Annotated in this window: 12 protein-coding genes; 10 read left to right on the top strand and 2 right to left on the bottom strand. The window is 40.6% G+C overall.

Going from position 1 to position 16,122, the window contains the following annotated elements; all coding sequences use genetic code 11:
- Position 1: 1 nt before the first annotated feature.
- Positions 2-3,358, bottom strand: coding sequence for a DEAD/DEAH box helicase (locus M2R48_RS17740; RefSeq protein WP_262086986.1), 3,357 nt, complete (start codon positions 3,356-3,358; stop codon positions 2-4).
- Between the two features lie 194 nt (positions 3,359-3,552).
- Here M2R48_RS17740 and M2R48_RS17735 point away from each other — a divergent pair, with 194 nt between their 5' ends.
- The 4 genes from M2R48_RS17735 to M2R48_RS17720 all read left to right on the top strand — a co-directional run bounded on the left by M2R48_RS17735 (position 3,553) and on the right by M2R48_RS17720 (position 6,684).
- Positions 3,553-4,716, top strand: coding sequence for an acyl-CoA dehydrogenase family protein (locus tag M2R48_RS17735; RefSeq protein WP_262086984.1), 1,164 nt, complete (start codon positions 3,553-3,555; stop codon positions 4,714-4,716).
- Between the two features lie 72 nt (positions 4,717-4,788).
- Positions 4,789-5,958: an acyl-CoA dehydrogenase family protein gene (locus M2R48_RS17730; RefSeq protein WP_262086982.1), complete on the top strand. Its 1,170-nt coding sequence runs from the start codon at positions 4,789-4,791 to the stop codon at positions 5,956-5,958.
- 103 nt (positions 5,959-6,061) lie between these two features.
- Entirely contained in the window at positions 6,062-6,292 is a 231-nt protein-coding gene (locus tag M2R48_RS17725) for an antitoxin (RefSeq protein ID WP_262086980.1), read from the top strand.
- Complete coding sequence (locus tag M2R48_RS17720) at positions 6,289-6,684, top strand: type II toxin-antitoxin system tRNA(fMet)-specific endonuclease VapC (protein WP_262086978.1); 396 nt, start codon at positions 6,289-6,291, stop codon at positions 6,682-6,684. The genes M2R48_RS17725 and M2R48_RS17720 overlap by 4 nt, the downstream gene beginning before the upstream one ends.
- Before the next feature lie 81 nt (positions 6,685-6,765).
- On the opposite strand, the gene M2R48_RS17715 is transcribed toward M2R48_RS17720, so the two are convergent.
- A complete protein-coding gene (locus M2R48_RS17715; protein ID WP_262086976.1) occupies positions 6,766-7,368 on the bottom strand; it encodes a TetR/AcrR family transcriptional regulator in 603 nt (200 codons plus the stop codon).
- A 166-nt stretch (positions 7,369-7,534) separates the two neighbouring features.
- On the opposite strand from M2R48_RS17715, the gene M2R48_RS17710 reads away from it, so the two are divergent.
- The 6 genes from M2R48_RS17710 (at position 7,535) to M2R48_RS17685 (ending at position 16,089) form a co-directional block, all read left to right on the top strand.
- On the top strand, positions 7,535-9,325 hold the full coding sequence (locus M2R48_RS17710; RefSeq protein ID WP_262086975.1) for an acyclic terpene utilization AtuA family protein: 1,791 nt from the start codon (positions 7,535-7,537) through the stop codon (positions 9,323-9,325).
- A gap of 96 nt (positions 9,326-9,421) precedes the next feature.
- Entirely contained in the window at positions 9,422-10,333 is a 912-nt protein-coding gene (locus tag M2R48_RS17705; RefSeq protein WP_004817877.1) for an SDR family oxidoreductase, read from the top strand.
- Positions 10,330-11,943 (top strand): acyl-CoA carboxylase subunit beta, encoded by a 1,614-nt coding sequence (locus tag M2R48_RS17700; protein ID WP_096735136.1) that lies wholly within the window; start codon positions 10,330-10,332, stop codon positions 11,941-11,943. The genes M2R48_RS17705 and M2R48_RS17700 overlap by 4 nt, the downstream gene beginning before the upstream one ends.
- Positions 11,944-12,048: 105 nt before the next feature.
- Complete coding sequence (locus tag M2R48_RS17695) at positions 12,049-13,206, top strand: acyl-CoA dehydrogenase family protein (RefSeq protein ID WP_262086973.1); 1,158 nt, start codon at positions 12,049-12,051, stop codon at positions 13,204-13,206.
- Between the two features lie 14 nt (positions 13,207-13,220).
- Positions 13,221-14,054 (top strand): enoyl-CoA hydratase/isomerase family protein, encoded by an 834-nt coding sequence (locus M2R48_RS17690; protein WP_262086972.1) that lies wholly within the window; start codon positions 13,221-13,223, stop codon positions 14,052-14,054.
- Between the two features lie 94 nt (positions 14,055-14,148).
- The gene (locus M2R48_RS17685; RefSeq protein WP_262086970.1) at positions 14,149-16,089 is read left to right on the top strand and encodes an acetyl/propionyl/methylcrotonyl-CoA carboxylase subunit alpha; all 1,941 of its coding nucleotides are present in this window, start codon (positions 14,149-14,151) and stop codon (positions 16,087-16,089) included.
- The last annotated feature ends 33 nt before the right edge of the window (positions 16,090-16,122 follow it).

Raw genomic sequence — 16,122 nt, 5'->3', positions numbered from 1 at the left:
TTCAATCCAACAAACTCATGACATCATCTTCAGACAATTTCACTTCATTTTCATGATCAATACTTAGAATAGATTTGGCAAGATCAGCTTTATTTTTCTGTAAGGCTAAAATCTTTTCTTCAATACTTTGGTTGGTAATCAACTTATAAACGAATACAGGTTTATCTTGACCAATACGCCATGCACGATCAGACGCTTGATCTTCAGCCGCTGGGTTCCACCAAGGATCATAATGAATCACTGTATCAGCAGCAGTGAGATTAAGCCCAACACCACCTGCCTTTAAACTGATGAGGAAAACAGGAATATCGCCTGTTTGGAATGCTGTGATCACTTCATCACGCTTCTTGGTTTGTCCAGTAAGTTTTACATTTCGAATATTTAAGGCTTTTAAATGCTCTTCAATGAGTTGTAGCATCGTAGTGAATTGAGAGAAGATTAAAATCTTACGTCCTTCCTCAACCATATCTTGAACCATTTCCAATAAATGATCTAATTTTGCTGATTCAACATTTTGATTTTTGACTTGATCAAGTTGTAAAAGGCTTGGATGGCAGCAAACTTGTCGAAGTTTAAGCAATGCGCTTAAAATTTGAATCTGACTACGATGGAAGCCTTTAGCTGCAATCAACTCACGAATATTCTTTTGCATTGTTGCACGAACAGCTTCGTAGAGCTTGGATTGCTGTTCATTCATATCAATATTGACTTCAATCGTGGTTTTTTCAGGAAGCTCTTTCGCCACCTCAGTTTTTAAACGACGCAACATAAACGGTTTAATACGAGAAATGAGTTTGGTTTTAACCTGAAGATCTGCATGTTTCTCGATAGGATTGCGATATTTTTTATTAAACAATTCCTGACTATATAAAAAACCAGGCATCAAGAAATGGAACAATGACCATAATTCGCCCAAATGGTTTTCCATCGGTGTACCAGTTAAGCATAGACGATGTTTTGCTTTGATTTGTCGCACCACTTGAGAGGCTTTGGCGCGTGGGTTTTTAATGTTTTGCGCTTCATCCAAAATCAATAAATGATATTGATAGGGCAGTAAAAATTCTTCATCACGGCCCAAAAGCGGGTAGGTACTGAGCACAATATCTACGTTTTTAATCTCTTGAAAATGCTCGACTCGATCATGTCCTTGTAAGACCAAAACTTTTAATTCAGGGGTGAATTTCTCAGCTTCTTTACGCCAGTTATGCATTAAAGAGGTTGGTGCAATAATCAAGGCTGGGCGTTGATTTAATCGGCCTGCCTGCTTTTCTAATAGAATATGTGCAAGTGTTTGTGCTGTTTTACCGAGTCCCATATCATCGGCAAGGATACCGCCATGTTCAGTTTCGCGTAAAAACTGTAGCCATGCTAAACCTTGTTGTTGATATGGTCGTAGTTCGCCTTGGAAACCTTGTGGTGTACAGATTTGATCTTGATAACTATTTTGAAGCTTTTCAGCAAATATTTTCAGGCGTTCGTTGGTGCGCCAAGGCATGCCCAAATGATGCTGTAAATCTAAGAATTGAGCGGCATCGTATTGATCTAATGTTGCAGATTCAGGATGTCGTAAAATTTCTTTTAAATAGATCAGAATGGGCTTAATTTCTTGATTTCTAAGCGCCAGTTGTGTTTGAGCTTCTCTTAAATGAACAATTAAGAAGCTGTCACTGTCCATTTTTTCAATATAATCATCTTCTAAAAGATGTGGATTGTGCTGTATCGCATAGCCAAGAAGATCAATCAGGTTATAGGTGTTGCCATTCATATCCTGAATCGTCGCACCGACATTAAACCAGTCTTGTTTTTTTTCAGATTCATTTAATGAGAGTTGCAGGTTTTGTGTTGCACTTAAATTGAACTGACTATCTAGGGTATGTTCAACTTTCCAGCCGAGACCTTCGATTTTATTTTCAGGAACTAGCTGCTCAACCCAAGCCATGGGATCTGCATAAACAATTGAATTTTCAGTGATGTCATCAAAAGCAGGGCGTTTGCTTTTTGGTAGCTTGCTAATCCGTTGCATGGATTTAACTGAATGAATTAATTCATCAATATGTTTCTTTTCAGCAACTAAATCGCGTTGTTGGCGAACCGCTTTTTCATCAATATTGATAATGAAACTGTCATCAGGGAAACCCGCTTTAATTCGTCCAGCTGAGTATTCAAATTCAATTTCAGCAATTGCATAATGATGCATATGACCAAGACGATCATATTGCGGATGTGTTCCAAAACGTAAAATAGGTGAGGGTTTGCCTTTTAATATTTCTATACTTTGTGTAAATGGCGCTTGAGGTAAATCTTCAAAAAATGCATAGGGTTGAATCACTTGCTCAAATTCAGCCATTAACTCCACAGGCATTTGTGGCATATTCAGCAATTCTTCGATCATTTCACTAGAATATAAAGACTCAAGTACACCGACTTGGTTTTTAAGGGTATCGAGATAACTTAATGGATGAGAATGAATAATATAAATTTGTTCAGCATGGTCAGGTGAAATTTCTAGATGATTTTCATCAAAAAATTGTGCTTTAAGTTTCTCTGTTTGTTGTTCTGTGCGCGTTTGCCAGTTGAATTCAATTTTATAAGCTTGATCAGACCATGTTAAAGGTAATCTTTGTACATCTAGTGCGTAACAAGCGCTACTTTGAATAGCCGTTCTTAGATGTTCTTGATAGATTCCTGAAATATCCCATGACGCAGGATAGAAATGAACATCGCTAAAATTTAGCTTAGCGAAAAAATACAAATGACTAAAGATTTTCTTTTCTTCTTTGCTCACTTTAAGACGTTCATTTAATACATTGTCATAGCTGGTATAGAGCGCGGTATCTCTAATTTTTCCATCTTTGTTACGACGAACTTTAAAAACACTAAGTTGTAATTTGGCGGTGTTATTTTTTGGTTGGAAAATATAAATAAGTTGGTGCTGTACTGGCGTTTCAGTGCGTTGAACTTGTGCCAATTGTTGTTTAAATTGAGCGAGCCAAGCTTTTGCCGTGGTGTGGGTAGAACTATTTGTTGTGGTTTGAGCTTGGTCTAATGGGTTTAGTTTTTGACGTGCGGTTGGGTTGGAAAGCTGTTGATCATAAAAATAACGTGCAAGTGCAGCCGAATGCTTACAATCGTAACCAACAGGGCAACTACAGTCGGTATCCACAATTTTATTTGTTAAAGGATTATAGATAACAGCCGTTTCATAATAATCCGTTCCCTGAATTTGTGCTTCGATGACTAAATTATCCCGATCAGGGTAGACCTCTAAGGATTTTAGATCAATTTTTTTGACATAACTCAAGCTTCTTTGAATGGTTGCAGGGTTAAAACGTGATAAAAATTGATTCAATGTCGCCATTATTTATAGAGCTAAAAATTAAAAGGAAATTACTAACAGTGTAACGGATTTTTGATCATGAATCTGAAATTAATATATGAGTTTTGATCAAAAATGACATGTTTTTAAATACAAATTGATCGTTTCTGCAACTTTAAATTAAATAAAATCTGTCAGTATAAGTTTTTCAAAATAATGCTGGGAAGCAAATCAAGATGAAGCATAATCCAATTTACTATACAGATCAGCATTTTGCATTTGCAGATTCCATTCGAAAGTTTGTTCAAAAAGAATTAATGCCACATATCAATCAATGGGAAGAGGCAGAAACCTTTCCAAAAGAACTTTATAAAAAAGCCGCAGATATCGGCTTATTGGGGATAGGTTTTGACGAAAACTATGGGGGAATTCCAGAAACCGATGCTTTTCATGTGTTGTTGTCTTCGATTGAGTTAGCCAAAACAGGTTCAGGTGGTTTATGTGCTTCCTTATTGTCACATTCGATTGGCGCACCTCCAATCAATCATTTTGCTTCAGATGAGATTAAACAAACTGTATTGACTCAAATCTTGGCAGGGGAAAAAATTTCAGCGTTGGCGATTACTGAACCCACGGGTGGGTCTGATGTAGCAGCACTTAAGACCAAAGCTGTACGGGATGGTCAAGACTATATTGTCAGTGGCGAAAAAACCTTTATTACATCGGGCATTCGTGCTGATTATTATACTGTTGCGGTACGTACAGATCCTGATGCCAAAGGCCCGAATGGTATCTCGATGTTATTGATGGATGCTCATAGTGACGGCATAAGCAAATCAAAACTCGACAAAATGGGATGGTGGGCTTCGGATACGGCTCATCTCCATTTTGATCAGGTTCGTGTTCCTGCAAGCAATTTGTTGGGAGCAGAAAATATGGGTTTCCTTGTGATTATGAATAACTTCAATATGGAGCGGTTTTTTCTTGCTGCCAGTAGTTATGGTTTTGCATTAACCTGTTATGAAGAAGCATTGGAATGGGCACGAGAACGAAAAACCTTTGGTAAACGTTTAGTTGATCATCAAGTGGTTCGGCATAAATTAGTCGATATGGCGACTCGCTTAACCACAACACTTGCTTTGTTAGAGGATACTGCTTATCGCTTAGGGAAGCCTGAAATGCAGGGCAATGAGTTGATTGCGCAAATCTGTATGCTTAAAAATGTAGCCACTCAAACTATGCAATTTTGTGCCGATGCAGCGGTACAAACGTTAGGGGGCATGGGCTTTATGCGAGGCACTAAGTCTGAACGGATTTACCGTGATGTTAAAGTCAATATGATTGGTGGTGGGGCGGAAGAAATTATGAAAGACCTCGCGAGTCGTCAATTGGGCTATTAGAATATCGAGAATGGATTAAACTAGAACTGTACACAATAAATCGCAATAAAAATAAGCAGGGAACAACAAGATATGGATCATTTAAATAACCCGATTTACTACACCGCTGAACATCGTGCATTTGCAGACAGTGTGAAGAAATTTGTTGAAAAAGAGATTTCTCCTTTTGTCAATGAATGGGATGAGGCTGAAACTTTTCCTCGTGAACTTTATCAAAAGGCTGCTGCAATTGGTCTATTGGGTTTAGGCTTTGATGATGAGCATGGAGGAATCTCAGATGCAGATGCATTTCATGTGTTCTTAGCCGCAGTTGAAACAGCCAAAGCAGGCTCTGGTGGTGTACATATTTCTTTGATGATTCATACCATTGGTACACCACCAATTCATCACTTTGCTCAGTCACATATTCGTGACAAGGTGATGCCACAAATTATTTCAGGCGAAAAAATTTCTGCACTTGCGATTACTGAACCAAGCGGCGGTTCTGATGTTGCTGCATTACAAACCAAAGCAATCCGCGAAGGTGATTTTTATCTGGTGAGTGGTGAAAAAACCTTTATTACTTCAGGTATGCGCGCAGATTATTATACGGTAGCGGTGAGAACCGATCCTGAAAATAAAGGTGCGAGTGGTATTTCGATGCTATTGGTTGATGCACATAGTGATGGCATCACTAAATCACCGTTAAAGAAAATGGGCTGGTGGGCATCGGATACTGCTCATTTGCATTTTGACCAAGTCAAAGTTCCTGTAGAAAATCTTCTTGGTGAAGAAAATGCTGGCTTTAAGGTCATTATGAAGAACTTCAATATGGAGCGCTTTTGGTTAGCCTCTATGGCCTATGGTTATGCCTTGGTCTGTTATCAAGAGGCTTTAGAATGGTCTAAAGCGCGGAAGACTTTTGGAAAACGCTTAGTTGATCATCAAGTGGTACGTCATAAGTTGGTTGATATGGCCACGCGTTTAACCACAACACGGGCATTATTGGAAGATACTGCGTATCGTATGGGGCAAGCTGAACTACAGGGCAGTGATTTAATTGCACAAATTTGTATGTCAAAAAATATCGCAACCCAAACCATGCAGTTCTGTGCAGATGCAGCAGTGCAAACCTTGGGTGGCATGGGCTTTATGCGAGGGACTAAATCTGAGCGTATTTATCGTGAGGTCAAAGTAAATATGATCGGTGGCGGTGCTGAAGAGATCATGAAAGATTTGATTAGTAAGCAGTTGGGGTTTTGATGACAAATTTTTAAGTGATAAAAACTTACAATGTTGGTTTTTGCTGAAAAAATAACCATGGTATGATATATACCAATGGTTGTTATCAATTTGAGGAGTCCTTATGGAAGTAGCAAAAATTTTTCAATCAGGACGTAGCCAAGCTATTCGTTTACCTAAAGCATTTCGTTTTGAGGGTAAAGAAGTTGTGGTTAAACACTTTGGTAATGGTGTTTTGCTATTACCTTTAAATAATCCTTGGGAAATTATGCAAGAAGCTGTGTTTGAGTTTGAAGATAATTTTTTGTTTGAGCGGGAAGATCAAGGCATTCAAAGTCGAGAAGAATTATTGTGATTTACTTACTTGATACCAATATCTGTATTTATATTATTAACAACAAACCACCACATGTATTTGAAAAATTTAAACAATATCAATTAGGTCAGCTGTCAATTTCAAGTATTAGTGCTTCGGAGTTGGCTTTTGGGGTAGAAAAGTCAGGGTCTCTGCGAAATAAAAATGCTTTGGATAAATTTTTAGCTCCTTTAGATGTTCTTCCCTATGATGAAAGTGCAATTTGGCATTATGCAAAATTAAGACAATCATTACAGTCTAAAGGACAAATGATTGGTAGCTTAGATATGTTAATCGCAGCACATGCGCTAGCATTAGATACTGTTTTGGTGACAAATAATATGAAAGAATTTGAACGAATTGATGGATTAAAATTAGAAAATTGGGTTTGAACGTTAATTTTTGAAAGAATTATCTACTTATTAAGTAAGTTGAATCATCTGTTCACCTCAAATTCTTATATTACGTTTGTATTACTTATGAATCGCCATTTCCAAAACGATTTCAGTCAGTTCATCTAAGCTCATTTTACCATTGGGATTATACCAAGTGACGGTCCAAGCAATCGCACCGCCCAGTAAACGGCGCCAAATAAAAGCATCATGCTGAATTTTGCCGAGGTCGCGCAATTTCTCAATCACAGCGAACCAGATATCCTCATAATCATTTCGCAGTTTAAGAAGTTCATCTTGCCGTTGTTTTGACAACGCAAACCATTCATAAACTAAAACAGCCATGGCTGAACCGGTATCTCCAGTAATCGAAATTAACTCAGCTTTGATCAAGTGTTTTAACTGTTGTTCAGCATCATCCGATTTTTGGATTGCATCAAGCATACGGGCATGATTGTAAATAATGGTTTCATGCATGACATTGGCAAGAATATCATCCTTGCTTTTAAAATGATGAAACAAGCTACCCGATTGAATTCCAATAAAATTTGCTAACTCACGAACTGTAGTTTTGGCATAACCTTGCTTATGAAATAAATAAGCAGCACCAAGTAATAAACGACCTTTAGGGCTGTCATCAAAACATGCGATTGGTTGGATATCATCGATTGAGTGAGCAATCATCGGATCATTTTTTCCATAAAGTTAAGCAAATAATTCATTGTTTAAAACGTGTTTTAGCACATTTGCCAATTCAGGATAACATTTTGCCCTTTACAAACCAAGCGCTTGCTTGGTAGATTGATGTATAAATTTTATTCAGAACAATGAAAACAAGATAGGTGTGAAAATGGAAGATCAGCGTATTGTGAAAATTGGATGTGCTTCAGGTTTCTGGGGGGACACCAATACCGCAGCATTTCAGTTGGTACATTTGTCTGACATCAATTATTTGGTTTTTGATTATCTTTCAGAAATCACCATGTCTATCATGGCAAAAGCGATGATGACCAATCCAGAACATGGTTATGCTTTGGATTTTGTCAGTCGGGTGATGACACCGCTGCTTAAAAAAATCAGTGATAAAAAAATAAAAGTGATTAGCAATGCTGGTGGTGTCAATCCATTGGCATGTCGTGATGCCTTGCAGAAAGTACTTGAAGCACAAGGGTTGGATTTAAAAATTGCAGTGGTATTGGGGGATGACCTATTGCCACAACAAGCCGAATTAAAAACACAAAATATTAAAGAGATGTTTAGTGGCGAAGATTTGCCTAGCCAATTAGCCAGTTGTAACGCATATCTAGGAGCTGTTCCAATTCGAGACGCACTTGATCAAGGTGCAGATATTGTCATCACTGGGCGAGTGGTGGATTCAGCAGTGGTGCTTGCACCTTTGTTGCATGAATATAAATGGTCCTTAGAGGATTATGACAAGCTGTCCCAAGGCGCTTTAGCAGGGCATATCATTGAGTGTGGTGCACAATGTACAGGTGGCAATTTCACTGATTGGCGCTTAGTACAAGGCTTTGACAATATGGGGTTTCCAATTGTTGAAGTGAAAGCAGATGCATCATTTATCGTGACTAAACCAAAAGGAACCGGTGGACTGGTTTCAGTTGCAACTGTTGCTGAACAAGTTGTCTATGAAATTGGCAATCCGCAAGCATATTTACTGCCCGATGTCACAGCAGATTTTAGCCAAGTGAAATTAGAACAGGTGGGTGAAGATCGAGTTTTAGTGATTGGCGCAAAAGGTAGAGCACCGACACAACAATATAAAGTCAGTGCAACCTATCCTGATGGTTATCGTGTCTTGGTGAGTTTCCTGATTGTAGGACGCGAAGCCCCTGAAAAAGCCCAAGTAATTGCAGATGCAATATTAACTAAGTGTGAGCGTGTTTTAGCATTACGTTCAGTTCCGCCATTCTTAGAAAAATCAGTTGAAATATTGGGTATTGAAAGTACCTATGGTGCAAATGCACAGCCAATCAATAGTCGAGAAGTGGTTGTCAAAATCGCTGTAAAGCACATGTTTAAAGAAGCATGTATGTTTTTTGCTTCTGAAATTGCCCAAGCATCTACTGGAATGGCACCTGCATTGGCTGGAATTGTTGGGGGGCGTCCCAAAGCTTCCCCTGTGATTAAGTTGTTCTCGTTTTTAGTGGATAAATCAAAACTAAGTGTTGCGATCGACATCAATGGTCAGCGTCAAAATATACAGATTCCATCAGGTTGCTCAGATCAATCTTTTGATGTTGTTGCAGTGGGTGAAGTTGCTCAATTTACGGGTCAGGAGATTGAAGTTCCTTTAGTTGAAATTGCCCATGCTCGGAGTGGCGATAAAGGAAATCACAGCAATATTGGAGTGATCGCACGTCAGCCTGAATATCTACCCTGGATTCGCGCCAATTTGACTGAGGAAAAGGTCAAAGAATATATGCAGCATGTTTTAGACCCTGAAAAGTCTAAAGTGATTCGTTATGAAATCACGGGATTTAATGCCTTAAATTTTATGCTGGAAAATGCCTTAGGTGGTGGAGGAATTGCCAGTTTACGTATTGATCCACAAGGCAAAGCTTTTGCTCAGCAGCTTTTAGATATGCCAGTCAAAATCCCAGCGAGTTTAAAGTCTTTCTAATCCTTGTTTACGAACGTGGGGGGACTTCCTCGCTTTTAAAAAGGGAGCTTAGAGCGAGATTTAAGCAAGTTAAAAGACAACAATTTGGATATAAAAATGCATTATCACTCAATATTTAGATCGGATGCTTTTCAGGACCAAGTCATCATTGTGACCGGTGGTGGTTCGGGTATAGGACGCTGTACTGCTCATGAACTGGCTGCTTTAGGGGCTCAAGTGGTGATTACAGGGCGGAAAATTGAAAAGCTGGAAAATGTCAGCAAAGAAATCATCGAAGATGGTGGCAAAGTTCATTTTATCGTTTGTGATAATCGCGAAGAACACAACGTGAAAGAGATGATTGCTGAAGTGATTGAAAAATTTGGCAGACTCGATGGCCTTGTCAATAATGCTGGCGGTCAGTTCCCCTCAAATTTAGAAGGTATTTCTGCCAACGGTTTTGATGCTGTGGTACGCAACAACCTACATTCAACTTTCTACTTAATGAAAGAAGCGTATAACCAATGGATGGCAAAACATGGTGGCAGTATTGTCAATATGGCAGCCGATATGTGGGGTGGCATGCCGGGGATGGGACACTCTGGTGCAGCCCGTGCTGGGGTAGATAATTTAACCAAAACAGCAGCAGTGGAATGGGGGCGTTCTGGGGTACGTGTTAACTGTGTTGCACCTGGTTGGGTTGTTTCTTCAGGAATGGACAATTACACCGGTGATTTTGCCAAATTTATCATTCCAAGTTTGGCGGGGAATGTACCATTGAAACGGATGGGGACAGAGTCTGAAATTTCTTCAGCGATCTGCTATTTGCTTTCAGAAGCAGCAGGTTTTATTTCTGGCATGACGATTCGTATTGATGGCGCTGCGTCCTTAGGCACTCGAATGTATCCATTGGCAGATGCTTCGAATAGCGAGTCGTTTAATGGCTTCCATCGTGCCTTTATTCCAGATGTATTAAAACAACAATTGAGTGATCAAACCAATAACCAGCAGACAGGAGAAAATTCATGACTGTTCTCCAATCCGAAATTGCAGTTGGCAGTGAGCAATTTGAACAGAACAAGCAGGCATTACTTGCTCAAATTGCCGAAGTACGCGCAGTACAAAATAAGAATATTGAAAAATCATATGCAGCCAAACCCAAATTTGACAAGAAAGGCAAAATTTTACCGCATGAACGTGTCCGTTTAGCTCTTGATGCTGATTCACCATTTGTTGAACTGTGTGGCTTGGTGGGTTATGGCATGCATGATGATAAAGATGGTTCAGATGCAGGTGGTGGGATTATTTCAGGGATCGGTTTTGTCAGCGGTGTTCGTTGTCTGATTTCAGCAAGTAACAGTGCAATCAAAGGCGGAACAATGTCACCGATGGGGGTACAAAAAACCTTACGTCTTCAAGCAATCGCTTTTGAACAGAAATTACCGATGTTGACTCTCACTGAAAGTGGGGGGGCCAACTTAAATTACGCTGCTGAAGTATTTACTTATGGTGGAATGACCTTTGCCAATCAGGCACGACTGTCTGCTGCAGGCTTACCCCAAGTCTCAGTGGTACATGGCAATGCAACTGCGGGTGGAGCGTATCAACCGGGTCTATCTGATTATGTGATTGCAGTTCGTAAGCAAACTGAGATGTTACTCGCAGGGCCACCTTTACTTTTGGCGGCAACCGGAGAAGTGGCAACTGCAGAGGAACTCGGTGGTGCAGAAATGCATGCACAGGTTGCTGGAACAGCAGAATTTTTAGCCGAGAATGATGCCGATGGAATTCGTATTGCTCGTGAGGTTTTTGAGCATCTTAACTGGAAAGAGCAAACTCAAAAGTTAAACTTAAGCTATAAAGAGCCACGTTATCCTGCCGAGGAGCTGTTAGGGATCATTCCTGCAAGTCCGAAGCAGCCTTTTGACATGAAAGATGTGATTGCACGAATTGTTGATGACTCTGAATTCTTTGAAGTAAAACAAGAATATGATGCATTGACTGTGTGTGGCTGGGCAAAAATTGGTGGGTTACATATCGGAATTATCACCAATAACGGACCGATTACCCCACAAGGCGCCACCAAAGCTGCACAGTTCATTCACCTCTGTGAACAGACCAAACGCCCATTACTGTTTTTACATAACACCACAGGCTTTATGGTCGGAACTGATGCTGAACAGAACGGCATTATTAAGCATGGTTCGAAATTGATTCAGGCCGTTGCCAATACCACTGTACCGAAAATTTCTATCGTTGTGGCAGGTTCCTATGGCGCGGGCAATTACGCGATGTGTGGACGTCCATTATCACCGCAATTTATTTTTGCATGGCCAAACTCGCATGTGGCGGTGATGGGTTCAGCTCAGGCTGGCAAGGTATTACGTATCGTAGCGGAAGGAAAGCAAAAAGCTTCAGGGATGGAGCCTAACGAGCAGATGCTAGATTTCTTAGAGCAAAGTACAGCAGCAAAATTAGAACAGCAGTCAACCGCCTTATTTAATACGGCCATGTTGCATGATGATGGAATTATCGATCCGCGTGATACACGCAAAGTCCTGATCTTCTTATTAGAAACAATTTATGAAGCAGAACATCGCAAACTAAATCCAATACGATTTGGTGTATCGAGGCTTTAAAAATCCTCGCCCTTGCGAAGCTCATCATTCCTCATCTTTTAAAAGTGGGGTGTTCTCCGCTTTATTAAAGCGAGTTAAAGAAGATTAAATTTAAGGAAAAAAACAATGAAATTTACAACAGAGCATGAAGCACTACGCCGTACTACACGTCAGTTTGTTGAGACTGAACTCAATCCTTATATTCCGACATGGGAAGCTGAAGGGCGATTTCCTATTCATGATGTGTTTAAAAAACTGTCGGATTTAGGTTTGCTGGGGATTTGTAAGCCTGAAGAAAATGGCGGATTAGGTTTAGATTATTCTTATAACCTTGTGGTTGCAGAAGAATTAGGGCGAGCCGCCTGTGGTGGCGTACCTTTGGCGATTGGTGTGCAAACGGATATGGCAACGCCTGCCTTGGCTCGCTTTGGTAGTCAAGAATTACGGGATGAGTTTTTAACACCTGCAATTGCGGGTGAATATGTCGCTTCGATTGCTGTATCTGAAGTACATGCAGGTTCAGATGTCGCAGCCATCAAAACCACCGCAAAAAAACAGGGTGATGATTATGTGATTAATGGCAGCAAAATGTGGATTACCAATTCACTTCAAGCTGACTTTTTTTGCTTATTGGCCAATACCTCTGATGATAAACCGCATGTCAATAAGTCCATGATTATTGTTCCTGCAAAATCCGCAGGTATCTCTTTCTCTGAACAGCTTAATAAATTGGGAATGCGTTCAACCACGACAGCAGAAGTCTATTTTGACAATGTTCGTGTACCACAACGCTACTTGGTGGGTGCAGAAGGTATGGGCTTTATGATGCAAATGATGCAGTTCCAAGAAGAACGAATGTGGGCGGCTGCCAATGCAATTGGTGGTTTGGAAAATGTGATTCAACAAACAATTCAATATACCAAAGAACGAAGCACCTTTGGACAACCGTTGATTAACAACCAATATGTACATTTTCGTTTTGCGGAGTTGATGACCGAAGTGGAAGCTTTACGTGCCTTAACCTATCGTGCTTGTGAAATCCACATTGACGGCGGGAACGCAACAGAAATTGCCTCTATGGCAAAACTTAAAGCAGGTCGTTTAACGCGAGAAGTCGCAGACAGTTGCTTACAGTTCTGGGGTGGAAATGGTTTTATGTGGGATAACCCCGCTTCTCAGCTGTATCGTGATGGCCGTTTAGGTTCGATTGGTGGCGGTGCAGATGAAATTATGCTTGGAATTATTTGTAAGTTGATGGACATCCTTCCATCTAAACGTAAATAACAAGGAGAATAAATATGGCACTTTCGCAATCTCTAACAACACAACAGTTTGATCGCAGTATTGAGCTTGAGCAAGAAGGTAGCATTTTAACCCTATGGCTTAATCGACCTGAGAGTCGCAATGCCATGAGTTTGAATATGGTCAAAGCGATTCAACAGGTGTTTAAAACGATTCAAGATGATATCTCCATTCGTGCAGTCATTTTACGTGGCAAAGATGGACATTTTTGTGCAGGCGGTGACATTAAAGATATGGCCCAACTGCGTGGTGAGGCCACCAGTGTTGGTTCTAATCAGCCTTATGTTGATTTCAATCGTCAATTTGGACATATGCTGGAGCAAGTGGATCAAGCGCCACAAACCGTTGTTGCAGTTTTAGAAGGTGCAGTATTGGGTGGCGGTTTTGGTTTGGCCTGTGTTTCAGATATTGCAATCAGTTTTGCCGATGCCAAATTTGGTTTACCTGAAACAGGATTAGGGGTTATTCCCGCCCAGATTGCTCCATTTGTGGTAAAGCGAATTGGCTTAACTCAAGCGCGTCGTTTGGCTTTACTAGGTGCACGTTTTGAGGGGCATACCGCATTGAAGGTTGGTGTTGTACATGAAGTGGTTGAGAATGAAAAAGCACTGGAAGTTTTATTGATCGAAACCATTCAGCAGATTAAACGTACTGCCCCACAAGCGTCTCGTGTGACTAAAGCTTTATTGCACCGTACTTTAAATGAAGCTTTGACGCCTTTATTGGATGATGCTGCGCAGCAATTTGCCAATGCTGTGGGGGGGGAAGAAGGTATAGAAGGCACAATGGCCTTTATCCAAAAGCGTCATCCAAATTGGTTTGATGCATAAGTCTGACAATGCGGATCACTGATCTTGATTGAGATCGGTGTGATTCAACCAAGATAATCAAGTGAATATAAAACCAAAAATAGGGAAAACGAGAATGGCATTTTCAAAAATATTGGTGGCGAATCGTGGTGAAATTGCTGTTCGCGTGATGAAAACAGCAAAAGCAATGGGCTATCAGACTGTGGCTGTCTATTCAGATGCAGATCGTTATGCACGTCATGTACAGCTTGCAGATGAGGCTGTATATATTGGTGCTTCAAAAGTTTCAGCGTCCTATTTATCTATTCAAAATATTATCGAAGCATGTAAAAAAACGGGGGCTGATGCTGTTCATCCCGGTTATGGTTTCCTTTCTGAAAATACCGATTTTGCAGCAGCTTGTGAGAAAAATGGAATTACCTTTATTGGCCCACCTGCACCTGCAATTGAATTGATGGGCAGTAAACGCCTGTCAAAAATTGCCATGATTCAGGCGGGTGTACCATGTGTACCAGGCTATGAAGGTGATCAGCAAGATATAGAGTATTTAGAACAACAAGCCAATAAGATTGGTTATCCACTGATGGTCAAAGCTTCAGCAGGCGGTGGTGGGCGCGGTATGCGTCTGGTACAGCAATCTGCTGATATTGTTGAAGCCTTAAAAACAGCGCGCTCTGAAGCAGAAAATGCCTTTGGTTCAGGTGAGCTGATTCTTGAAAAAGCTGTGATTGCTCCACGCCATGTTGAGATACAGGTATTTGGCGATACCCACGGCAATTATGTGTATTTATTTGAGCGTGATTGTTCGATACAGCGTCGTCATCAAAAAGTGGTTGAGGAAGCTCCATGCCCAGTGATGACTGAAAGCTTACGCCAACAAATGGGTGAGGCTGCTGTTGCAGCAGCGAAATCATGTGATTATGTCGGTGCAGGAACGGTTGAGTTTCTATTGGATCAATCAGGTGAGTTTTATTTCCTCGAAATGAATACACGTTTGCAAGTTGAGCATCCAGTAACAGAGCTGATCACGGGTTTAGATCTGGTGGAATGGCAACTGCGTGTAGCCAATGGTGAAACCTTGCCCTTACAACAGTCTGAACTGACCTTGTCAGGGCATGCGATAGAAGTTCGCTTATATGCAGAAGACCCACGCCAAGACTTCTTGCCACAGACAGGTCAAATACAGCGCTGGCAAGCTGCTGATTTACCCAATGTTCGAATTGATCATGGTTTGTTGCAACAGGATGAAATTAGTCCATTTTACGACCCAATGGTGGCAAAAGTCATTGCATATGGTCAAACCCGTCAGGATGCCATTCGGCTCTTGGCGCGTGCTGTAGATGATTGTGTATTGTTGGGGGTAAATAGTAATAAGCAATTTTTAGTGAATTTACTTAGACACCCTATTATTGTCAAAGGCGACACCAATACTGCCTTTATTCAAGAGCACTTCCAAACAGATGCCAGCTTACATAAACAGGCTTTGGGCTTAGAACACCTAGCTGTTGCTGCGGCACTGTTGACCAATGCTTCTAGTCAAAGCAGTTGGAATACCGGAATTGCGTTATCTTTACCTTTAAAACTCAAGCATGATGATCAGTTATTACAGCTTTTGGTGAAACGTGATCAAAACCAAGTGAGCGTTGAAATTTGTGGGCAGACACTTGGGATCAGCATTATTGAACAGCAAGCAGAAAAATTCATTTATGCGGTGGATGGTGTACGCCGTTCGATTGACTATGTCTTAGATGGAAATCAGCTGTATTTAGATGCGGTAAATGGCAATATCAGCATTGAAAATATCACCTATGCAGCACCTGAAACTTCCGATGTCGCAGGCGATGGTCACATTCGTGCACCAATGGATGGTGCGATTATCAATATCCTGGTAAATGCGGGTGATACCGTGACTAAAGGTCAAACTTTGTTGATTTTAGAAGCGATGAAGATTCAGCAACAGATTAAGTCTGATGTTGATGGGGTCGTGAATGAGATTATTGGGCAAGTTGGACAACAGGTAAAGAAACGTCAGTTGGTATTGAATATTCAGGCTTGATTGATCAGATCAAGCGCATTGTATAGTGACTTA

Origin of the sequence: Acinetobacter sp. I-MWF (assembly GCF_025433935.1) — a bacterium.
GTDB classification, from domain to species: domain Bacteria; phylum Pseudomonadota; class Gammaproteobacteria; order Pseudomonadales; family Moraxellaceae; genus Acinetobacter; species Acinetobacter guillouiae.
This window is presented reverse-complemented; position numbering and strand designations above follow the sequence as displayed.

Coding starts and splice junctions, on each gene's coding strand:
- M2R48_RS17710 (WP_262086975.1), top strand. CDS start 7,535: ATGGAAGATCAGCGTATTGTGAAAATTGGATGTGCTTCAGGTTTCTGG.
- M2R48_RS17735 (WP_262086984.1), top strand. CDS start 3,553: ATGAAGCATAATCCAATTTACTATACAGATCAGCATTTTGCATTTGCA.
- M2R48_RS17715 (WP_262086976.1), bottom strand. CDS start 7,368: ATGATTGCTCACTCAATCGATGATATCCAACCAATCGCATGTTTTGAT.
- M2R48_RS17740 (WP_262086986.1), bottom strand. CDS start 3,358: ATGGCGACATTGAATCAATTTTTATCACGTTTTAACCCTGCAACCATT.
- M2R48_RS17725 (WP_262086980.1), top strand. CDS start 6,062: ATGGAAGTAGCAAAAATTTTTCAATCAGGACGTAGCCAAGCTATTCGT.
- M2R48_RS17705 (WP_004817877.1), top strand. CDS start 9,422: ATGCATTATCACTCAATATTTAGATCGGATGCTTTTCAGGACCAAGTC.
- M2R48_RS17685 (WP_262086970.1), top strand. CDS start 14,149: ATGGCATTTTCAAAAATATTGGTGGCGAATCGTGGTGAAATTGCTGTT.
- M2R48_RS17700 (WP_096735136.1), top strand. CDS start 10,330: ATGACTGTTCTCCAATCCGAAATTGCAGTTGGCAGTGAGCAATTTGAA.
- M2R48_RS17690 (WP_262086972.1), top strand. CDS start 13,221: ATGGCACTTTCGCAATCTCTAACAACACAACAGTTTGATCGCAGTATT.
- M2R48_RS17695 (WP_262086973.1), top strand. CDS start 12,049: ATGAAATTTACAACAGAGCATGAAGCACTACGCCGTACTACACGTCAG.
- M2R48_RS17730 (WP_262086982.1), top strand. CDS start 4,789: ATGGATCATTTAAATAACCCGATTTACTACACCGCTGAACATCGTGCA.